This window comes from Nitrospirota bacterium, assembly GCA_016235245.1.
In the GTDB taxonomy this organism is placed as follows: Bacteria; Nitrospirota; Thermodesulfovibrionia; order Thermodesulfovibrionales; family UBA6898; genus UBA6898.
The window spans coordinates 124397-144986 of sequence record JACRLO010000004.1; the positions used below are offsets into that span (position 1 = coordinate 124397).

Sequence of the window (20590 nt, forward strand, 5' to 3'; positions counted from 1 at the left end):
TACAAAACGCAATTAATTGGTTCAGGAGGTTATTTTGGCAGAACAGATTAGGGTAAGATTTGCACCCAGTCCGACAGGACATCTTCATATAGGCGGTGCGCGCACGGCCCTTTTTAACTGGCTCTATGCGCGCCACAGTGGCGGGACTTTTATTCTCCGGATCGAGGATACGGACAGGACGCGCTCGACCGATGAATATATCGAGGCGATCATCGAGGGCATGAAATGGCTTGACCTTGACTGGCAGGAAGGTCCGTTCAGGCAGACAGACCGGTTCGACGTGTACAGAAATTATGTCGAAAAACTGGTGCAGGAAGGTAAGGCATATCACTGCTACTGCTCTGTTGAAGAACTCGAGCAGCGCAGGCATCTTGCCATAGCGCAGGGCAAGCCGCAGAAATACGACGGCAGATGCCGGGACCTCAGAGAGCCGATCCCGGGCAGGGTCCCTGTTGTCAGGTTCAAGACCCCGCAGCAGGGAGAGACCGTTGTTGATGACCTGATCAGGGGCAGGGTGGTCTTTGAGAACGCTCAGCTCGATGACCTGATCATCCTCCGCTCTGACAATACCCCTACCTATAATTTCACGGTTGTTGTCGATGACGTAGATATGCGGATCACCCATGTCATCCGCGGCGACGACCACCTCAACAACACCCCCAAGCAGATCCATATCTACCAGGCCCTCGGATACGAGACACCAAGATTTGCTCATCTGCCGATGATACTCGGTGCAGACAAAACGCGCCTGTCAAAGCGCCATGGAGCGACCTCGGTCATGGCCTATTACGAGATGGGTTATCTGCCGGATGCCCTCGTAAACTATCTGGTGCGCCTCGGCTGGTCGCACGGCGATCAGGAGGTCTTCAGCCGCGAAGAACTGGTCAGCTATTTTTCTTTTGAAAATGTCGGCAATGCAGCAGCAGTCTTTAATCCGGAAAAACTGCTCTGGCTGAACCAGCAATATATCATGGCAACTGCTCCGGAGAAGCTTGCCGAACTCGTACTGCCTTTTCTGAAAAAGGAACAGACCATTTCTGAGGGACAGGCGCTGGACATGGCGTGGCTTGCCAGCGCAGTAAAGACCCTGCAGGAGAGGGCAAAGACGCTGGTCGAGCTTGCAACGTCGCTTCGTTACTATATCGTTGAGGATGTGACTTTTGACGAGAAGGCAAAGGAAAAGTTCCTGAATGAAAAGAGCCTGCCGCTGCTCAATGACCTGAAGGATGCGCTTGCATTGCATGCTGACTTCTCTCATGCTGGGCTGGAGCCGGTCTTCAAGGGTATTGTCGAAAAGCATGGCGTGAAACTCGGCGCCCTTGCACAGCCCGTGCGTGTTGCCATGACCGGTGGCACGGAAAGTCCGGGCATCTATGAGGTGCTTGAAGTGTTAGGCAAAGAGACGACCCTGAAGAGGCTTGAAAAGGCAATCAGTATTCTTGCGTGAGCCTGCTGCGTTTTGCTTTGAATTCCTTGCATTTTCCTGTACCTGCGTTACCCACGCGTGCGAAATATTCTCGACATTATTTTATTTCATGTTACGATAGTAGTGGGAAGAATTGCCTGATATTACCTGAGTTGTTACTCTTGGAAATGGCAATTTTGGGAAGAAGTAATCGTTATTTTTAGAAAATTTACGGGGGGGGGAGTAGCATGTGAGAATACAATTAGTATTCCTTGCCGCGGTCCTTCTTGTTTTCCTCTTTTTCGGAAATATCCCTGCCTATAGCGCAGCTGACAGTCCGAATCAACAGGTCAAAATCGGCGTTCTTGCCTATCGGGGTGCGGAAACCGCGCTAACGATGTGGGGGCCGACCGCCGACTATCTGTCGAAGAATATCCCTCGCAATACTTTCTCCATCGTACCACTGGGGTTTCATGAGATTGGCCCTGCGGTTGAGCGCGGGGATGTGGACTTTGTTCTGGCAAATTCCTCTATCTATGTTGAACTGGAAGCGCGGTACAACGCAAACCGGATCGCGACCTTGCGAAACGATGGACTTCATGGAGGCCAGACCGTATTCGGCGGCGTGATCTTCTGCCTGGCCGACAGAAGCGATATCAACAGTCTTGGCGATCTGAAAGGTAAGTCCTTTTTAGCGGTTGATGAAGCCTCTCTGGGCGGCTGGCAGGTGGCGTGGCGGGAATTGAAAAAAAGCGGTCTGGACCCATACCGGGATTTCAGCGGTCTGCACTTCTCCGAGACCACGCACGACGACGTTGTATACGCCATCCGCGACGGTAAGGCTGATGCCGGGACGGTGCGCACAGACACGCTTGAGCGTATGACAGCGGAAGGTAAAATTGACATTCGCGCATTTCGCATTCTGAACCAACAGGAGAAGGGCTTCCCGTTCCAGCTCAGCACCAGGCTCTATCCTGAATGGCCGCTTGCCGCGACAAGGAATACTGATATTGAACTTGCGGAACAGGTGGCTGTTGCACTCTTCGGCATGCCGCATGACAGCTCCGCGGCAAAAGCGGGCAAAATAACCGGCTGGACTATTCCGCTTGTCTACCAACCGGTGCACGACCTGATGAAGGAACTCCGTCTCGGGCCGTATAAAGATTATGGGAACATAACCGTAGCGGACGTGTTCAGACAATATTGGCGCTGGATCGTTTTCGTAATCGCCTCGATAATTATTATGATTATCCTGACTCTGCATGCGCTCAGGCTGAACAAATATCTTGTTCGGTCCAATCAACTTGTGGAAGAGGCGCGCAACGGACTTGAGCAGAAAGTTCAGGCGCGTACCGTGGAACTGCAGACGGCAAATGAAGAGCTGAGTAATGAGATTGCCGAACGCAGGAAAACAGAGGAAACGCTCCGCAAACTATCCCGCGCTGTCGAGCAAAGCCCAGCCACGATTGTTATTACGGACGCCAGCGGCGTTATCGAATATGTCAATCCGAAATTTACGGAAATTACTGGCTATTCAGCCGACGAAGCGATCGGGAAAAATCCACGGATTCTGCAATCAGGAGAAACACTCCGGGAGGAGTATGACCGCTTATGGGAAGCCCTCCGGGCAGGTCATGAGTGGCACGGCGAGTTTTGCAATAAAAAGAAGAATGGTGAATTGTACTGGGAATCTGCCACCATCGCTCCCATCATGAACAGTGAAGGAACAGTTACTCATTACGTGGCAGTCAAGGAAGACATTACCAGGCACCGGGAGGCCCAGGAGCAGATCCGGCAAGCCAAGGAAGAATGGGAACGCACTTTCGACGCCATTGCCGACCCGCTCATGATCCTTGACACGAACTATCATATTATCAAGGCCAATAAATCCATGGCAGATGCCTTGGGCGTTACCCCGGTCCGGGCAGTCGGGATGACCTGCTATGAGTCTGTTCATGGAACAACGGCACCGCCTGACTACTGCCCCCATGCAAAGCTCTTAGCGGACGGCCAGGCCCGCTCGCTGGAGATCCATGAACCGAGGCTCGGCGGCCACTACTTCATCACCGTCTCCCCTCTTTGCGCGGCCAACGGCACGCTGATCGGGTCCATCCACTCTGCCCGGGATATTTCCGTGCTTAAGAAGGCCGAAGAAATGAGCAAGCAATACTCCCGCGATCTTGAGCGGTTGCTTTCCATCTCGCGTGACACGACCGTGACCACGGACTTGAAGGGCTTATACCGGTCTTTCATCTCTGTCTCGCAGGAGCTTTTGAACTTTGACTTTTCGACGTTGTTGCTGCTGTCCGAGGACAGAATGAATCTGACTGTTGCAGACATCCTTGGCTTCCCGGAATCCCTGATCGGCCATTTCAGCCTTGCTGAGGGACAGGGGCTCTCGTCCCTTGTTCTGAAGAACAAAAGAGCGGAGACCGTGGCAGACTTCCTCTGCGAAAACCGGTTCGAAGTGCCTGCCATTGTTGGAGAGAAAGGCATCCATTCTGCTGTGGCTGTGCCGATGCTGATGAAAGACGAGGTCATCGGCGTTCTGATCGGGCATACGCTGCAACGCAGGGAGTTTTCCAAAAACGAGATCAATATTTATCAGCATATCGCCAACAATGCTGCGGTCGCCATCCGGAACGCGATGAACACGGACATGCTCAGGAAAAAAGAAAAGTATGTCCGGGATGTAACGGCAGCGCTGGGAGAAGGCGTCTATGTGTTGGACCCGCGCGGCAACGTAACCTTCATGAATCCGGAGGCTGAGGCGCTTCTTGGATGGTCAGAGAAGGAACTGATCCATAAAAATATCCACGATGTGATCCATAACAGGCGGGCAGACGGAACCACCCTTTTGTTCGATGACTGCGAGATGCGGAAGGTCATCGAGACCGGAAACCGGTTCCATTCCACGGAGGAGGTGTTCGTCCGAAAAGATAGGACCGTTTTCCCCGTGTCCGTCCACAGCAGGCCGTTGATGGAGGACGGGAAGATCATTGCATCGGTCACCGCTTTCCGCGACATCAGCGAGAGAAAACAGAGAGAACTGGAACGTGAAAGCCTTATAGCTGAGCTCCAGAAGGCGCTTGCGGAGATCAAGACCCTGCACGGCATATTGCCAATCTGCTCATACTGCAAGAAGATCAGGGACGACAAAGGGGCCTGGATACAGATGGAGAGCTATATCAGCAAACACACAGATTCTCAGTTTAGCCACGGCATATGCAAAGAGTGCGCGAAGAAGGAATTCCCTCAGTATTTTAAAGAGCCCGGGGGGCGAGATGAGGCCGAGTCCCCCAAGAATTCATGATCAGGGTAGGAACTATGGATAATAAATATCGCATTTTGATTGTAGATGATGAGCCGATGCTGGCAGAAATGCTTAAAGAAGGGGTAAAGGCCTTCGATCATACCTGCAGGACTGCATCCAGCGGCATTGCTGCACTGGAACTGCTTAAAACGGAAACGTTTGATCTCATGCTCACTGACGTCATAATGCCGGGTATGGATGGGTTTGTGCTTACTCACGCGGTAAAAGGCATGTATCCTGACCTAGCAGTCATTGTCATGACCGGGTTCGCAGAGGAAGAGACCTATGAGCGGGCAATTACCGCAGGTGCTTCTGATTTCATAAAGAAGCCTTTCACGATAGGAGAGTTGCTGGTAAGAATTGATCGCATCGTGAGAGATATTGCCGTGATAAATGAGATGAAGAAAAAACATGATGATGCTACCAATATTTCCCAGGAAATGATTGCAGGTCTGCAGGAAGAGGCCTCAGAAAAGATCAAAAAATTACAGGAAACCATATCTGAACTTAAGCCCGACTGACCGACAGGCTGTAATGCCGAGAAAACAGCGAGACAGACTCAGTTTGCTGTGATAGAGTGGCAATAATTATGTTTTAGATTTTTATTTATTCCAGTAGAATTTATTCCAGCTTAATTTGCATATAATTGAGTCAGGCAGCCTGTCGTAATGCCGTCCTAAGGAATATGCAATATATTTCAGAATGTTTCTTGCGATAAATTCCGGCAGCAGGTAACTTTTCCCGTTCTTGCCCAGAAAAGCCAGGGCTGATTGTACATAGCGTGCCCCCTCTCCTTCCGCTTTTCCAAACTCTCGAATGATCCACTGTTCTGATTTGTGGAAGACCCCGATATCGAAATACCTGCCTGCTTCCTGAAAAGCGGAATAGTTATGGGAATGATAGACCATCGCGTCAGGGACATACGCTATCTTATATCCGGCAAGCAATAATTTGGCGCCTGCATAAGTGTCTTCGCCGAGGATCAGTTTTTCTTTAAACCAGAGGATTCTTTCCAATGAGCTTCTCCGGTATGCACAAAAGGAGTTGGAGAGAAAAGGCGTCTTGATCCCATAGGTCTTCTTGTCGCCCAGAGTCCTTATATACGGGGTTTCAGGATAATTAAACAGCCTCAGGTGTGCTCCAAAGGCGCTGGCATCAGTATAGGGTAATTGTCAGCCGAAGGAAGCAGCGATCAGCGGGTCGTCAAAAAGCCTTACCATATTTTCGACACTGTGCCGGTCAAACGGAAGAGCGTCCTGTGTCATATAGAGCAGGATGTCTCCTTTTGCTGCGTTGCCTGCCAGTGTCCTTGTCTTTCCATGATCAAAATCCTCGCGCCGGACGACTAATACCCTTGCGCCGAACGATTCTGCAAGCTCAACAGTCCTGTCAGACGATGAGGAATCAACCACGATTATCTCGGAAGAAACAGTCTGAGATCTCAGGGCCTCAAAAAGGTTCCGCATCTGTTTTTCGGCATTAAATGTAGGGATAATGATACTTGTCATGCAATAAGCGTTAAGGTCAGATCTCCCGTAATTCTGTATTCCGCGGTACGCAATACCTGATCCTTGTATCAGTAAGTATATCCTTTGTTTCGGAACTTCGCCAGTTTTGATAATACCAACTGAACATAAGAGCCGGATTTTGCCTTACGCTAATCGTCTTAGCCCAATCCGACGATCTAAATTTCATTGAGTGGGTAAATATTCCCCAGATCATTGGGGCAATATGTAACAGTATTGACTAATAGTTGATAAAATATCTTTCAAATCCGGCAGGTTATAAGCGAGGCGACTGTGGCACTGGAATTGCCTCTTATTAAAACACTGTGAGCGACATCCTGTTATGCACGCAAAATCCGATGCTGATCAAAGGCCTCTACGGAATCCTTCGAGACGAGGGATACAATGTCGATCTTTCAGATTACCCTGCCCATGCTGTTCAGCAGATTATAAAGAACTCCTACGAAGCAGTTATTATCGACTCTCAGGCCTTTGGTATGCCTGCCGAGGATGCCATAAAGGTCATGAAAACCATTGCGCCAGACATCAGGGTGATCCTTGTCGGATATCCTGAAGACGAAACAGATTCACTCAGCATCAAAGTACCGATAGACCTTGAGAAGTTGAGGGACCTTGTTCATAGCCTGCATAACAGAAGCATTACTTCGCATATATAAGGAGGAATCACCTGTATGACCATGACACCGAGAGAGACGATCCTGAAGGCCTTTGCAATGGAGCCGACCGAGAGGATGCCGGTAACGCTCTTTGGCGGCGGTATGTGGTCCGTCAAGGACTACGGCACGAGTTTCGAAGAGCTTTCGACCAATGTGGACAAGAACGTGCAGATGTGCGTTACCGAGGCGGAGAAGATCAGGTCAGACATTGTGTATGTAGGATCAGGGTTTAACAATTTTCATGCGATCGCACTGGGAAGAAAACTGGGTGTTGGCGTAAAGTTCCGCGAGATCGGGGCACCTGACATGACTGCCCATGTGGTGAGTTCTGAAGAGGACCTTGCAAAGCTCGACATGGAAGATATTTTCAGGGACCCTGTAGTCCAGGCAGTAATGGATGCAACGCGGAAGGTCAGGCAGAAGATCGGCGACAAATATCTGGTTACCATGACCTGTTGGGGGCCTTTCACGCTTGCTGCCCGTTTTGTGGGCGAAGAGACTTTTATGAAGGCCACGTTCAAAAAGCCTGCCTTTGTCGAAAAGATGGTGGACTTCTGCGCAGACCTGCTTATCAAACTCTATGAACCCCTGGTCAAAGATGGGATCGAGGCGCTTAGCATTGCTGACCCTACGGCTTCAGGCGACCTGATCAATGCAAAGCAGATGGCACGATTCGCTGTGCCGCCGCTCAAGAAATTGAGCGACTGGGCAAAATCGCAGGGTGCCCATACGATCCTTCATATCTGCGGCAATACGGCAGACAGGCTTGATCTTTTCCCTCAGACAGGGTGCTCTACGATATTTTTTGATCAGAAGGTCGATATTGCCAAGGCACGCGAGGCGCTCCTTGGCAATATGTCCTTTGGCGGCAATGTTGCCCCGGTGCATGTGCTTCTGAACAAGACAGAGGCGGAGGTCGAGGCTGCCTGCCGCGAGGTTATTGAGGTTGCGGGCAAGGACAATAAGGGATTCATCCTTGTGCCGGGCTGCGATATCCCGCCCACGATCTCATTTGAAAATCTGAAAAAGTTCCATGACGTAGCGCTGAACTGGAAATATTAGAAAATGGGGAATAGGGTTTAGGGATTAGGGCTTGGTGTTTAACCAAACCTGATCCCCAATCCCCAACCCCAAGAAAGGATACCCCTGAGGGAGGTGAGGAAATATACAGGGGATTTAGAGGTAAGGGAGGTAATGAAAGAATGGGATTGCTCGATTTTGTAAAAACATTCTTGGCCTTGCGCCAGGAGATCAAACCACGGAGGTAAGTAAGATGGCAGAGAAAATGACAGCTGAACAGGTTAATGCGTACATGAAGCAGCAGTGCGGTTTTGTCCCGAGGATGTTTCAGGTTATCAATACGGTAACGCCGGATCCGGGCAGGACCTTTGCAGATTTTTATGCGAGCATCTTCGGCGACGGAGCACTTTCGAGAAAGGTTAAGGAACTGATGTTCATGTCAGGAGGCGTTGCCTATTGTTCACGGCGCTGCATTATCCATGTTATCCCTGCTGCTGAGGCAGGAGCAACCTGGAATGAAGTTTTCGAAGCAGCAGCAGTCGGCATGATCCTGGCAGGCTTTGTGCCCGGCGGCCCCGGCATACCCTATGCTTTTGAATATGCTCTGAAGTGTCTTGATATCTTCGACAAGTTCAAGAAGGGCGAGAAGTGGGAGTATCTGCCTGCTCCGAAGTTCGATCACGGCGTATTTTAAGAGAGCGGGAACCCGGAGGTCAGAAAACAGATTGCTGTCACTCAGAGTCTGGCTTCTGACTTCTGTGTTCTGAAGTACGAAAAAAAGGGACAGCGTCCTGAAAACAGGAACGACCGCCCCATGTGAGAAAGTAAAAATAGTTTAGCATAAATTACCACGATAAGGAGAGAGAATGTTCAGATTTGAAAAGGAACAGAAGGTGTTCAATTTCAGCGGCATCCCGGTGGGCGGCCAGCCGGGAGAGAACCCGCCGCTTATGATAGCTTCGCTTTTCCATAACAAAGACAGCGTCACCAAGACCGACCGGAAGGGCAATTTCGACCGTGACAGAACAAAGGAGATGCTGAAGCAGATGGAGCAGATCTCCGAGGCCACGGGAGTGCCTGCCATGGTGGCCATGGTGGCCAACTCCCCGGACGAGGCAAAGACCTATATTGATTTTTATCTTGAAAATACATCCATGCCCTTTGGCATTGACATGTGGGTGGCTGAACAGCGGGCGAAGGCAACCGAATATGTTGCAGAGATCGGTGTGCAGGACAAGTTCCTGTACAACAGCATCACGCCCTGGGACAAGGACATTAAGGGACAGGTGCAGCGTCTTAAAGACCTCGGTATTAAGCATGTTGTTATACAGGCATTTGACGATCAGGACCAGTCGCCGGCAGGCAGGGTAAAGTCTTTCGAGTCGATCATGGCTCAGGGCGCCGATTCTTTTGATACGATCATCGTGGACACGTCGGTCATGAATATGCCTTCCACGTCTTTTTCCTGTGTGGCCAACAGGTTGATAAAGGAGAAACACGGATTTCCCTGCGGGGGTGCGTATTCGAACGGCACGCATATGTGGGGCGAGATTAAGCAGAAGTGGGGACTTGACGGGTTCAAGGCTATGGACGCGGTGGTCCAGGGCATGGGTTCAGCGCTCTGGTCTGATTTCAATTTTTGCGGCCCGGCAGTCACGGCACCCCGTGTATTTCCGGCAGTGGCAAGCGCGCATATCCTGCTTTCTACGCTGGTCTATGACGAAACCGGGACGATCTATGATAATCCGAACCTGCCGATTCGAAAACACTTAGCTGACTTCATCGTAAAAATGCAGGAAGGCGGGATGAGGAAAAAAGGGAAATAAATATGCGAAAGGAGAATTACTGTTCATGAATTCACGCGAAAGAGTATTGAAAGTGTTTAGAAAGGAGCCGGTCGACAGGGTGCCCTGTTTCAGCGGTATGGGCAACATTACCGAGACCGGAATCAACGGGCTCGGGTACAAGTTCGCCGGCATCCACCTCGATGCAAAACAGATGGCGGAGACCGCTGCAACGACCTACAAGCTGTTCGGGTACGAATGCGGTGTTGTGCCGGTTGACCTCTGCGTTGAGGCAGAGGCGATGGGCTGCGTCATCAATGTATATCCGCAGGCAGAAGGCATCCTCTATCCTACGATCAAGGAAAAGCTTATCCATAACGAGGCGGAGATGGACACCATCAAGCTGCCTGACGGCTTTTCCGAGAAGGGGAGAATACCGATGATGCGAGAGGCTATCGGACTTCTGAAGGCTGATATTGGCAACGATGTTGCCATCGGCTCGTATGTGCTCGGTCCCTTTACCCTTGCCGGCCAGATCATGGAGCTGAATGACCTCCTGAAGCTTTCCTTCAAGAAGGCGGACAAGGTTGCAAAGCTGCTCGATCTCTGCGCAGATGCCATTATCCTTACGGCAAAGGAATACGAGAAGGCCGGTGTAGATTTCATAACAGTCAGGGAGATGGGCGCCACCAGCGATGTGCTCAGCCCCCGGGTATTCAAGAGCCTTATCATGCCTCCGCTCCAGAAGGTGCTGAAGGCGATTTCAGCCTTTTCCGTGCTCCATATCTGCGGAAAGACGAACGATATCGTAACGTCAATGATGGAGGCAGGGCCTACGGCCATAAGCGTTGAGCAGAAGAACGATGTTGCAGAATCAAGAAAGAAGCTCGGTCCTGATGCCATTATCTTCGGCAATATGGATGCATACAACGTGCTGGTTTCAGGCAGCGAGGAAATTGTGCGTCAAGCGGTCAGAAAGTGTATTGACGACGGCGTGAGCGGTGTATGGCCGGGATGCGATATCTGGCCGACTGTGCCGCCTCAAAATATGAAGGCAATGGTGGAAGAAACGATCTCATACGGAGGTAAAAAATAATGGCAGATGAAACAAGAAAGAAAGAGATCCTTGAGAAGATGAGAAACGGCGTTATCCAGTACGACGAGGACGCCTGCAGGGAAGGTGCAAACGAAGCCCTTGAAGCAGGACTTGATGCGAACGAGGCTATCTTCGACGGCCTGGTCTCAGGCATGGAAGAGGTAGGCAGGCTTTTCGAGGCCCAGGAATATTTCGTTCCCGAGATCCTCATGTGCGCTGATGCCCTGTATGCAGGACTCGACATTCTGAAGCCTCACTGCAAGCAGATGGACCTTGGCCTGAAGGGATCGGTCGTCATCGGCACGGTCGAAGGCGATGTCCACGATATCGGCAAGAACCTCGTTAAAATGATGTTCGATGTTGCGGGCTTCAATGTCTATGACCTCGGCCGGGACGTGCCCCTGGATAAATTCGTGGATGAGCAGCTCAAGACAGACTCTGATCTGGTTTGCTTATCGGCCATGATGACGACGTCCATGGTCGGCATGCCTACGGTTATCGAAAAGATCAAGGCCAAGAACCCCAACTGCATGATCATGATCGGCGGCGCTCCGACATCCAAGGACCTTGCTGACAAGTGGGGTGCTGACGGGTATGCAGAAGACGCCAGCAATGCCCTGAAAGAGGCGATCAAGATGGTCGCATTCCTGAAGAAGCTGAGGGATGAAAAGGCTGCCAAGCAGTAACTGGTGAATGCGGACCCGCTCAAGCAGTACCTGAGGAGCGAAGGAGCAACGCTGGTCGGCGTCGGCGATGTGACCGAGGCCCTGTCAAAGGAGATCGTTCACCTGAACCGCGGCATCGCCATAGCGGTGAACAGGAACCTTAACAGGGAAACGATACGTCTTCTGGCTCTGCTTCAGGGTGCCACGGTCGCATGGCTCAGTGCACGGGGATACCGGAACCTTTCGATTCCCCCTGACTCTGACCGGCAGAAAGTTAAGCTGCTAAGCAGCTTGTACAAGCTTTTCTGCCATAAGACCGCAGCCACCTGTTCCGGGCTGGGCTGGGTTGGCAAGAACGGGCTTTTGATCAACCGGCAGTACGGTTCCCGGCTGTCCTGGGCTACGGTGCTGACCAATGCCCCACTTGATGCTGACGAGCCGGTGAGGGAGTCAGAATGCGGAGACTGCGATCTATGCGTAACACACTGTCCTTCCGGAGCAATCAAAGGCGGTCATTGGTCCCTGGGCAATCCCCGGCTGAAGCTCGTTGCATACGAAAAGTGTGCTGCGCTCAAAAGCAGGCGTCAGGCTCTCGACGGCAAGCCCAATTGCGGGTTCTGCGTTACGGTATGTCCTTATTCGAGGAAGGCAAGCGCGAAGAACAGAGAAGTAAAACAGCCGGGACAAAGAAAAAATACATAGCGACCTCAAGGAGGAAATATAGATGAGTCGTAAATTCAAGGTTATTTTCCAGCCTGCAGGCAGGCGGGGAGAAATAGAAGAGGGTACAACCATACTCAAGGCTGCACAGCTTCTGGGCGTTGACCTCGAAGCCCTCTGCGGCGATAAAAAAGTATGCGGCAAATGCAAGGTGCGGATCGAGGAGGGATATTTCGAAAAGGACAATCTCGAATCCGGCATGTCCCATATCATCCCTTCGGAGGCGGGTGCTGACGAACTGAAGCATATCAAGCCTGAGGACGGTCCCGGCGTTCGCCTGGCCTGTTCAAGCCATATCCATGGCGACCTCAAGGTCTTTGTCCCTGAGAGGTCGCGGGCAGGCAAGCAGGTGGTCAGAAAAGCGGCCAGTGAACTGACGATTGCACTCGATCCTGCAGTCAAAAAATATCCTCTGACGCTGACGCCGCCAACACTGCATGAGATGACGACCGGCGACTATGAACGCGTTATAAAGGCCCTTGAGGAGATCTATGGCTTGAAAGATCTGAAGTTCGATTTTGAGGTGCTGCTTGGGCTGCAGGATGCGCTTCGCCAGGGCGAATGGACCATTACGGCCACGGTTTGGCAGGACAGGGAGATCGTAAAGGTTGAGCCCGGTCATGTGGATGTCTGCTACGGTCTGGCCGTTGACGTCGGGACAACCACCTGTGTCGGTTATCTCTGCGACCTGTCAACCGGCAAGGTGATCAATACCGAGTCGATGATGAACCCCCAGGTCCCCTATGGCGAAGACGTCATGTCCAGAATTACGTACGCCATGTCAAACCCTGAGGGTCTCAAGACCATGCAGGATGCGATCATCACCGGCTTAAACGAGGTCATCAATAAGGTCGTGAGCGAGGTCAGAAAGGACGGCCCGAACCCGGGCTTTGCGATAGATGACCTGACGATCGTCTTCAATACTGCGATGCATCACATATTCCTCGGACTGAACCCGGTCTATATCGGCCGCTCACCGTTCATTCCGGCAGTACAAAAATCACTCGATATCAAGGCCCGCGATCTTGGACTGAAGATCAATCCGGGTTCGTTTATCCATGTGCTGCCGATCGAGGCAGGGTTTGTCGGCGCCGATAATGTCGGCGTGCTGATTGCCAGAGAGCAGTATTTCCAGGATGACATGGTCCTGATCATCGATATCGGCACCAACGGAGAACTCCTGCTTGGCAACAAGGACAGGGTATGCTCAACATCCTGCGCAACCGGCCCGGCGTTTGAAGGAGCACAGATCAAGTTCGGCATGCGTGCAGCACCGGGTGCAATCGAGAAGGTGCTGATCGACCCTGCCACCAAAGAGCCCCAGTACAAGGTGATCGGCAAGGCTGACTGGCATACGCATATCGAGGGCAAGATCGATGCAAAGGGTATCTGCGGATCAGCCATCATTGACGTGATTGCCGAGATGTTCAAGGCCGGCATTATTGATAAGTCCGGCAAGTTCGTAACTGACGCCAATACGAGCCGGATACGCAAGGATGAGGAAGGGAAGCCGGAGTACGTCCTCGCATGGGCAGACCAGACCTCGATTAATCAGGACATAACGGTCACGCAGGGAGATGTCAGGGCGCTTCAGCTTGCAAAGGGAGCGCTCTATGCCGGCGTGAAGCTGATGATGCAGAAGATGGGCGTCACCAAGCTTGACCGTGTCGAGCTTGCTGGTGCATTCGGTAGCCACATTGACCGTGAGGCATCACTGGCATTGGGACTCTTTCCTGATGTGCCGATCGACAAGGTTGTCGTTGTCGGTAACGCAGCAGGTGACGGTTCACGCATGACCCTCCTGAACAGGGGCAAGCGCATCGAGGCTGATGAGCGGGCCAGATGGGTTGAGTTTGTCGAGATCGCAACCGAGCCGGCATTCGAAAAAGAGTTTATGATGGCGATGCATATTCCGCATATGAAGGACAAGTTCCCGAATCTGAAGGCTCTGCTTGAAGAGCAGAAGGCGCCGATTGCTTCATCCATAAAGGGATAGACGCAGGAAGAGAGACAGCGCCTTCTGCCTCTCTTCTACGGGCCATGGGACTGCAAGGATCGATTTCCCCCCCAGGGAATTCCCCTCCCCCTTGCTTTCCATGGCCCGTAGAAGAGGGAGGGAGAAATAATGACAAAGGTCCAGGTTCACTCTGGAGTATGCGGATTTATGGTTATCGTAAGCGTCGAAAGGGACAAGGACAGAAACTTCCACATCAGCCTTGAGACGGAATGTGAGATGGTGAAGAAGATGTCTGAGGATATCTCCTTTCTTGAGTTTCGGGCCCCGTTTTCCGTAATCCTGCATAACCCTGTGTACCGTTCTGCCTCAAAGAACCTCAAGCATGCGGCCTGCCCGGTCCCCTCAGCAATCCTTAAGGCGATTGAGGTAGAGGCTGGCGCCTGCCTTCCGCGCCCTGTCAGCATGACGTTCATCGGTGGAGAGGATTAAAGCCGGCAGGGACAGATGCCGATTATGATAAGATAAATAGAGGCAGCATCGGAGGTAGTCATGAGCGCGCTGAGCATTTTTTTAGCGATATTCCTTGCCCTTTCCCTGTTTCTCAACAGCATTCTTTTTTTCAGAAGACCCTCGGTCAAAACGGGCCGGCAGCTCGATGAATATCTTGCCAGGAATGCCACCGGCAGGCCTGACATATCAAGAACGCTTGATGCAGGAAACGGGCAGAGCGATAACCTCGGCTATTTCAACGCATTTCTTGCGAGGATCCGGGATATCTTTGTTAAGACCTTTTCGATCGGCCATAGTCTTACCAAAACATCGGACAGCATGAAAAGCGATTCAGGAAAGCTCCTGGACATGGCCGATAAAACCAGTTTCCAGGCAACACAGGTGGCGACCGCTATGGAGCAGATGAGCGCCACAATCAATGAAATTGCGCAGAATGCCTCAACCGTTGCCACATCCAGCGGCCGTACCATGGAGAATGCGAACAGCGCTGAACACGATATCGTCGAGAACGTTAAGAGTATCCAGCTTCTGGCTGAAAATGTTTCTACATGGGCAGAGACGAACAAAGCCCTTTCCAGGGCAACCTCAAAGATCGATGAGATCATCCTTGTGATCAAGGATATCGCTGACCAGACAAATCTCCTTGCCCTGAACGCTGCGATTGAGGCAGCCCGCGCCGGGGAGCAGGGACGCGGCTTTGCTGTTGTTGCGGACGAAGTGAGGAAGCTTGCGGATAAGACGGCAAAGGCGACGAAGGAGATCGCCGTGATGATCCAGGATATCAAGCAGAAGGCTGACCAGTCTCTCCAGACCATGGATACCACGCTTCAGGGTGTGAGCGAAAGCATTGCAAGGTCGGACAGCGCTGAAGAATCACTCAAGAAGATCGTTGCCGAGATGAAACAGATCTCCGACATGATCCATCAGATGGCCACGGCCTCTGAAGAGCAGTCCAAGGTCTCAGAAGATGTTCTTTCGAATATGAGCAAGGTGTCAGAGTATGCTGCGGAAACGAAGAAATTTGCATCGAGCATATCAGGTTCGAGTGACGCTATTGCTGCCACAGCCAACGGCCTTTTCAGTCAGCTCTGCGGCATCAAGAAGGACCAGGTGGACGTTTTGATGGAGGAGCATCTCAAGTCCATTACGGCTGATCTTACCAAAAGGCTCGAAGAGGCAGTGAGGCAGTCCAGGACCGATATGGATTCTCTTTTTGACGAAAACTATGTCAGGACTGCAGAAGAAGGCAAGTTCAGCGTCCGCTCAACCCGATTTTTTGATGCTGAGGTGCTGCCTCTGCTTAAACAGTGGGTGCAGGCGGACAAGAGGCTTATCTATGTCGTCGCCATGGACAGGAATGGCTATATGCCTACCCATCTCATGCCTGCGAGGGCTCTGGTTCGGATGAGCGATCCGGTGTCTCTTAACGGCGCAAAAAGTACTGTACTGCTCGGCCAGGCATTCCGTCGGCCGATCGCAGCAGGCGGTGAGCTTGCAATTGACGTTGCCATGCCGATCATGGTTGGGAGCCGTCACTGGGGATGTCTGAGGTTAGGGTATCTCCCTGATGTCGGAGCATAGACTGCTCACCATGGTAAGGGCATGCTGATGTCTTTGATCATTTTCCTTGCGGCACTCTCTTCCTATCTGCTGTTCGTTGCACGCTTTGCCTGGGAGGGAATCCAGGTGCTTCGGGCATCCGGACATGCTCTGCATTATCCGGTTTTTCTCCGGAAAGTCCCTGCTTCGGTTTATCTGTCCACGGTTCTCGATATCCTGTTTTTCCGGCGGATCTTCAGTTCCAGTAAAATCCTCTGGGCTGGGTCGTGGGTTTTTCATATATCCTTCTTTTTTGTAGTAATTCGCCATATGAGGTTTTTCTTTCCTTCCCTGCCCGGATGCCTGATTTTTCTTCAGCCTGCGGGCGTCGTTGCCGGATATCTGCTCCCCCTCTCCCTGTTATATCTCATTGCGCTAAGAACGCTGCAGAAAAAGGACAGGTATGCCTCCTCATATAACTATAGTATTTCAGTAATGCTTTTTTTAATCAGTTTCACTGGCACGGTCATGCGAACCTTTTTCAGGCCCGATCTGATCATGGTCAAGAAGTTTACGCTCGGTATCTTTGGCCTCCGTTTACATGCCGTGCCGGAGAGTTCTATATTTTTTTTTCATATTGTCCTGTTTCTGCTGCTGCTGCCCTATCTGCCGACGCACATTATTGCTGCGCCCTTTGTAAACCTTGAGGCAAACCGGAGACGGGAAGAGTTGAAATATGTCATCCATGAACGATAAGAAAGAGTCCTTTACCAGGAACCTGACGCCGATGCAGGTGATGGAACTGGATGCCTGCACCCAGTGCGGTGAGTGTCTTAAGCACTGCCCTGTTCAGGAAGTGACCAACAGACCTTCCATATCCACACCGGAGAAGATCAGGGTCTTCAGGGAATTTATCAAGGCAACGGGCGGGCTTAAGGCGCGGTTCTTCAACCCTAAAGAGATAGACAAAGCAGTGCTTGAAGATTTTACCAGGGCTGTCTTTGAATGCACGACCTGCGGAGCCTGCGGCCAGAAATGTGCTGTCGGCATCTTTACGCAGCGGCTCTGGCCCTATCTCAGAAAAGAGATGTTCGACCGCGGCCTTGTGGACTACGAGATTTTAATAAACATGCCTGCGGCAATAAAAAAGTCCGGCAACCCCTATAACTTTCCGGTCGAAGAACGGTTCAAGCCCTGGTTTCCTGAGCAGGTGAAGGTGGCTGATAAGTCAGAAATAGCCTATTATGCCGGCTGCTCCGGCGTGTATGGCGCAAAGCCGATGGTAAGGGGCGATGTGCTGGTGCTTGACGCCATCGGCGATCCATTTACCATGCTCACAGAGGAGGAGGAGGTCTGCTGCGGGTTCCCTCTCTTCATATCAGGCCAGCACGAGATGCTTGGAGACCTTACAAAAAGGCTTGTCAAGGCGTACAAGGCAAAGGGTACAAAGGTCCTTGTCTGCTCCTGCCCCTGCTGCGTAAATATTATGACCAGAGACTGGCCGGCCTTCTACGGAGAGGCGCTTCCGTTTCAGATCAGGCATATGACCCAGTATGTTGCCGATGCCCTGAAGCAGAGGAAGATTACGGTAACAAAGGAATTGAAGGAACGAATTATCTATCACGATCCCTGCTATCTGAGCCGGGGCGTGGGTGTTATTGAAGAGCCGAGGGAAGTGCTCAGGGCTATCCCGGGGATTGAACTCCTGGAGTTCGACCGGCATGGGCTTGAGTCACGCTGCTGCGGGGCCGGCGGAGCTGTCAGAAAGGTGTTTAATGAAAATGCCATTGCAATGGGCAGGCTTGCGATTGACGAGGCTGTTGCCAAAAAGGCGGACAAACTTATTCTGAGCTGCCCGGCCTGCTATGGCAAGGTGAATGAGGCAATGCAGGAGCATGACAGAAAGATCCCGATTGTTGACATTATGGAGCTTTTCGCCCAGTATGTGGAGCGGGTCGTTCCATGAGCCATTTTACGATAATCTGCAGAGGGTGCGGTAAGGAGCTTACCGATGTCTATTGTGCGTTCTGCGAGCACTGCAAAGACTCTTTGCTTGTAACGAACTATAACGACCCGTTCAGGGATGACTGTGGAAAGGGCATCTGGAAATTTAACTGGCTGCCTGTGCATACGCCGGCATTTGATCAGCCCGGTACAATAGTCTACCGTTCACAGTGGCTTGCGCGTCACCTGGGGCTTGAAAACCTCTTTATCGCCTTCAATGGGTACTGGCCGGAGCGGGGGGCAATGCTTGAGACCTGCACATTTAAGGAGTTCGAGGCAGCCATAGTCCTTCAAAACGCAGTGGAAAACAATGTCGAAGGGTTGATCGTGGCATCGGCAGGAAATACGGCCAGGGCCTTTGCGCACCTCTCCGTGGTTGCCGGTTTCCCTGCGATAATCGTGGTGCCGCGCATGTGCCTCATGGAGATGTGGTATCTTGAAAGTTCATCCATGGTGCCGACGCTTGCGGTCGGTGACGGAGACTACTCGGACTCAATCGACGTTGCCAGACGGATCGCCGCGATCTCCGGGTTCCCCTTTGAAGGCGGTGTAAAAAATATAGCCAAGCGCGACGGCCTCGGCTCTACGATTCTTGAGGCGGTCTCGAAGATCGGGGAATTGCCCGACCACTATTTCCAGGCAGTCGGCAGCGGCACTGGAGGCATTGGGGTATGGGAAATGTCTGAGCGGTTTCTCAGGGATGGACGGTTCGGCTCAAACCTGCCCAAACTGCATCTTGCACAGAATCTGCCCTTTGCGCCGATGGTCCATGCCTGGGAGAAAAAAAGCAGAGGGCTGTTTGAGGAAGACCTCAGGCCGGAACTCATCGGCCAGATATCGACGCGTGTTCTTTCGACCCGTTATCCTGCCTATTCGGTCAAGGGTGGTGTTTTTGATGCGATGCAGGCATGCGGCGGCGCCATGTACGGCGTTACGAACCGGGAAGTATTCGAATCGCTGGAGTTGTTCAGTAACCTTGAGGGAATAGATCTGGTGCCTGCTTCTGCGGTGGCGGTCGGTGCTTTGAGACAGTCAATAGAAATGGGTATGATAAAAAAAGATGAAACCGTGCTGCTGAATATTACCGGAGGGGGAGAACTGATGCTCGGCAGAGAGAAAAAGATCTACAATGTGGAGCCTGAGTTTGTTTCAAAGAAGATAACAGACAAGGAGATTGAGGAACTGGTATGCAGAATCCTGAAGAACAACTGATATCCATACTGAAGTCAGGAGGGGTCGACTTTACCGCTTCACTGCCGTGCGAGAAGATCAAGGTCCTGCTTGAAATGGTTTCTGCGCAGTTTTTTCATGTGCCGCTTACACGCGAAGAAGAAGGGGTTGGCATTGCTGCCGGCGCCGCACTGGCAGGGAAACGGCCAGCCCTGTTTATCCAGAGTTCAGGCATCGGCAACATGATCAATGCCCTCCTGTCGCTGACCGGTTTCTATGAACTGCCGCTTGCGATCTTTGTGAGTCAGCGGGGCATTTATCAGGAGAAGATTGCGGCCCAGTTCCCCATGGGCCGGGGCCTGCCGAAGATTCTGAGGGGTGCAGGCATTGCCCACACCCTCGTCAGTTCAGCGGAGGATTTTGCAGTCATACCGCGGAAACTGAGGACGGTTTATCAAAAGAACCGAATCCATGCTTTCCTCCTGAGCCCTGCGATATGGGAAGGTTCTTCGGCAAGGAGCACGCTTGCTCTCGATCAGCGGCCCATAGCCTGTATGATTTCCGGGCAGCGCAGTGTAGTCTCACCGCCTGAATGCAGACGCTATGACGTGATCGAGACGATTGCCCCCTATCTTGCAGGCAAAGTGGTGGTGAGCAACCTCGGATGGCCCTCAAAAGAACTGTATGCCCTGAAACATCAGCCGTCCAATTTTTATATGCTGGGCAGCATGGGAATGGCCTCTCCTATCGGACTTGGCATCAGTCTTTCCTCAGAAAAAGAGGTCGTAGTGATCGACGGCGACGGCAGCCTGCTTATGAACCCCGGCGTGCTTGCGACCGCTGCTCATGTTTCGCCTGAAAACCTGACCATTCTTGCAATCGACAACAGTTCGTATGGTTCGACAGGGAGCCAGGAAACCCTGACGGGATCCTGCGTTGACCTTGAACTTGTTGCAAGAGGTTTTGGCATCGGCAACACGGTGAAGGCGGTGACAAAAGAGCAGTTGGTTTCGGCAATTACGCAGCAGAAGAAGGGGATGAAATTTATCCATGCCCTTGCCCTGCCGGGAAACAGGGATCTGCCGAATATCCCGATTGACCATATAGCAATAAAGACAGAGGTCCAGAATTTCCTGAAGATAGAGCAGATACCATCCGAATTGTGCCGCCCCTGAGATAATCCCTTCGTCAACTGCATAAAGCAGCATTATCGTCCTGTGCGTTA

General features: G+C 51.8%; 17 protein-coding genes and 1 pseudogene. 17 read left to right on the forward strand and 1 reads right to left on the reverse strand.

The genetic code is table 11. The features are described from left to right. Nucleotides 1-34 precede the first annotated feature (34 nt). The 3 genes from gltX to HZB31_02010 all read left to right on the forward strand — a co-directional run bounded on the left by gltX (nt 35) and on the right by HZB31_02010 (nt 5239). Complete coding sequence (gene gltX / locus HZB31_02000) at nt 35-1447, forward strand: glutamate--tRNA ligase (GenBank protein ID MBI5846723.1); 1413 nt, start codon at nt 35-37, stop codon at nt 1445-1447. Nucleotides 1448-1655: 208 nt separating this feature from the next. Further along, nucleotides 1656-4718 carry a PAS domain S-box protein gene (locus tag HZB31_02005; protein ID MBI5846724.1) on the forward strand — a complete coding sequence of 1021 codons (3063 nt, stop codon included), beginning with the start codon at nt 1656-1658 and terminating at the stop codon, nt 4716-4718. A gap of 14 nt (nt 4719-4732) precedes the next feature. Continuing rightward, nucleotides 4733-5239: a response regulator gene (locus HZB31_02010; GenBank protein MBI5846725.1), complete on the forward strand. Its 507-nt coding sequence runs from the start codon at nt 4733-4735 to the stop codon at nt 5237-5239. 81 nt (nt 5240-5320) lie between these two features. On the opposite strand, the pseudogene HZB31_02015 reads toward HZB31_02010, so the two are convergent. Continuing rightward, nucleotides 5321-6226: pseudogene (locus tag HZB31_02015) on the reverse strand (glycosyltransferase family 2 protein). A gap of 356 nt (nt 6227-6582) precedes the next feature. On the opposite strand from HZB31_02015, the gene HZB31_02020 reads away from it, so the two are divergent. The 14 genes from HZB31_02020 to comE all read left to right on the forward strand — a co-directional run bounded on the left by HZB31_02020 (nt 6583) and on the right by comE (nt 20540). Beyond that, complete coding sequence (locus HZB31_02020) at nt 6583-6900, forward strand: hypothetical protein (GenBank protein MBI5846726.1); 318 nt, start codon at nt 6583-6585, stop codon at nt 6898-6900. A gap of 15 nt (nt 6901-6915) precedes the next feature. Further along, nucleotides 6916-7962, forward strand: a complete 1047-nt coding sequence (locus tag HZB31_02025) for a hypothetical protein (protein MBI5846727.1) — start codon at nt 6916-6918, stop codon at nt 7960-7962. A 211-nt stretch (nt 7963-8173) separates the two neighbouring features. Next, the gene (locus HZB31_02030) at nt 8174-8614 is read left to right on the forward strand and encodes a carboxymuconolactone decarboxylase family protein (protein MBI5846728.1); all 441 of its coding nucleotides are present in this window, start codon (nt 8174-8176) and stop codon (nt 8612-8614) included. A gap of 172 nt (nt 8615-8786) precedes the next feature. Beyond that, nucleotides 8787-9746, forward strand: coding sequence for a tetrahydromethanopterin S-methyltransferase subunit H (locus HZB31_02035; GenBank protein ID MBI5846729.1), 960 nt, complete (start codon nt 8787-8789; stop codon nt 9744-9746). A gap of 25 nt (nt 9747-9771) precedes the next feature. Beyond that, nucleotides 9772-10800 carry a methyltransferase gene (locus tag HZB31_02040; protein ID MBI5846730.1) on the forward strand — a complete coding sequence of 343 codons (1029 nt, stop codon included), beginning with the start codon at nt 9772-9774 and terminating at the stop codon, nt 10798-10800. Beyond that, nucleotides 10800-11486, forward strand: a complete 687-nt coding sequence (locus HZB31_02045; GenBank protein MBI5846731.1) for a corrinoid protein — start codon at nt 10800-10802, stop codon at nt 11484-11486. The genes HZB31_02040 and HZB31_02045 overlap by 1 nt, the downstream gene beginning before the upstream one ends. A 3-nt stretch (nt 11487-11489) precedes the next feature. Continuing rightward, nucleotides 11490-12167: an epoxyqueuosine reductase gene (locus tag HZB31_02050; protein MBI5846732.1), complete on the forward strand. Its 678-nt coding sequence runs from the start codon at nt 11490-11492 to the stop codon at nt 12165-12167. A gap of 22 nt (nt 12168-12189) precedes the next feature. Next, nucleotides 12190-14181, forward strand: a complete 1992-nt coding sequence (locus HZB31_02055) for a DUF4445 domain-containing protein (GenBank protein ID MBI5846733.1) — start codon at nt 12190-12192, stop codon at nt 14179-14181. Between the two features lie 129 nt (nt 14182-14310). Beyond that, on the forward strand, nt 14311-14631 hold the full coding sequence (locus tag HZB31_02060; GenBank protein ID MBI5846734.1) for a hypothetical protein: 321 nt from the start codon (nt 14311-14313) through the stop codon (nt 14629-14631). 60 nt (nt 14632-14691) lie between these two features. Next, nucleotides 14692-16233, forward strand: coding sequence for a methyl-accepting chemotaxis protein (locus HZB31_02065; protein ID MBI5846735.1), 1542 nt, complete (start codon nt 14692-14694; stop codon nt 16231-16233). 27 nt (nt 16234-16260) lie between these two features. Then, nucleotides 16261-16947 (forward strand): hypothetical protein, encoded by a 687-nt coding sequence (locus HZB31_02070; protein MBI5846736.1) that lies wholly within the window; start codon nt 16261-16263, stop codon nt 16945-16947. Beyond that, entirely contained in the window at nt 16937-18157 is a 1221-nt protein-coding gene (locus HZB31_02075; protein MBI5846737.1) for a (Fe-S)-binding protein, read from the forward strand. Before HZB31_02070 ends, HZB31_02075 begins: the two co-directional genes overlap by 11 nt. Beyond that, complete coding sequence (locus HZB31_02080) at nt 18154-19407, forward strand: cysteate synthase (protein MBI5846738.1); 1254 nt, start codon at nt 18154-18156, stop codon at nt 19405-19407. Before HZB31_02075 ends, HZB31_02080 begins: the two co-directional genes overlap by 4 nt. Beyond that, the gene (gene comE, locus HZB31_02085) at nt 19383-20540 is read left to right on the forward strand and encodes a sulfopyruvate decarboxylase subunit beta (protein ID MBI5846739.1); all 1158 of its coding nucleotides are present in this window, start codon (nt 19383-19385) and stop codon (nt 20538-20540) included. The genes HZB31_02080 and comE overlap by 25 nt, the downstream gene beginning before the upstream one ends. Nucleotides 20541-20590 lie beyond the last annotated feature (50 nt).

What these genes read in the sequence shown, in the direction of transcription:
- HZB31_02010 (MBI5846725.1), top strand. Translation starts at nt 4,733, where the DNA reads ATGGATAATAAATATCGCATTTTGATTGTAGATGATGAGCCGATGCTG.
- HZB31_02020 (MBI5846726.1), top strand. Translation starts at nt 6,583, where the DNA reads ATGCTGATCAAAGGCCTCTACGGAATCCTTCGAGACGAGGGATACAAT.
- HZB31_02025 (MBI5846727.1), top strand. Translation starts at nt 6,916, where the DNA reads ATGACCATGACACCGAGAGAGACGATCCTGAAGGCCTTTGCAATGGAG.
- HZB31_02030 (MBI5846728.1), top strand. Translation starts at nt 8,174, where the DNA reads ATGGCAGAGAAAATGACAGCTGAACAGGTTAATGCGTACATGAAGCAG.
- HZB31_02035 (MBI5846729.1), top strand. Translation starts at nt 8,787, where the DNA reads ATGTTCAGATTTGAAAAGGAACAGAAGGTGTTCAATTTCAGCGGCATC.
- HZB31_02040 (MBI5846730.1), top strand. Translation starts at nt 9,772, where the DNA reads ATGAATTCACGCGAAAGAGTATTGAAAGTGTTTAGAAAGGAGCCGGTC.
- HZB31_02045 (MBI5846731.1), top strand. Translation starts at nt 10,800, where the DNA reads ATGGCAGATGAAACAAGAAAGAAAGAGATCCTTGAGAAGATGAGAAAC.
- HZB31_02055 (MBI5846733.1), top strand. Translation starts at nt 12,190, where the DNA reads ATGAGTCGTAAATTCAAGGTTATTTTCCAGCCTGCAGGCAGGCGGGGA.
- HZB31_02060 (MBI5846734.1), top strand. Translation starts at nt 14,311, where the DNA reads ATGACAAAGGTCCAGGTTCACTCTGGAGTATGCGGATTTATGGTTATC.
- HZB31_02065 (MBI5846735.1), top strand. Translation starts at nt 14,692, where the DNA reads ATGAGCGCGCTGAGCATTTTTTTAGCGATATTCCTTGCCCTTTCCCTG.
- HZB31_02070 (MBI5846736.1), top strand. Translation starts at nt 16,261, where the DNA reads ATGTCTTTGATCATTTTCCTTGCGGCACTCTCTTCCTATCTGCTGTTC.
- HZB31_02075 (MBI5846737.1), top strand. Translation starts at nt 16,937, where the DNA reads ATGAACGATAAGAAAGAGTCCTTTACCAGGAACCTGACGCCGATGCAG.
- HZB31_02080 (MBI5846738.1), top strand. Translation starts at nt 18,154, where the DNA reads ATGAGCCATTTTACGATAATCTGCAGAGGGTGCGGTAAGGAGCTTACC.
- comE (MBI5846739.1), top strand. Translation starts at nt 19,383, where the DNA reads ATGCAGAATCCTGAAGAACAACTGATATCCATACTGAAGTCAGGAGGG.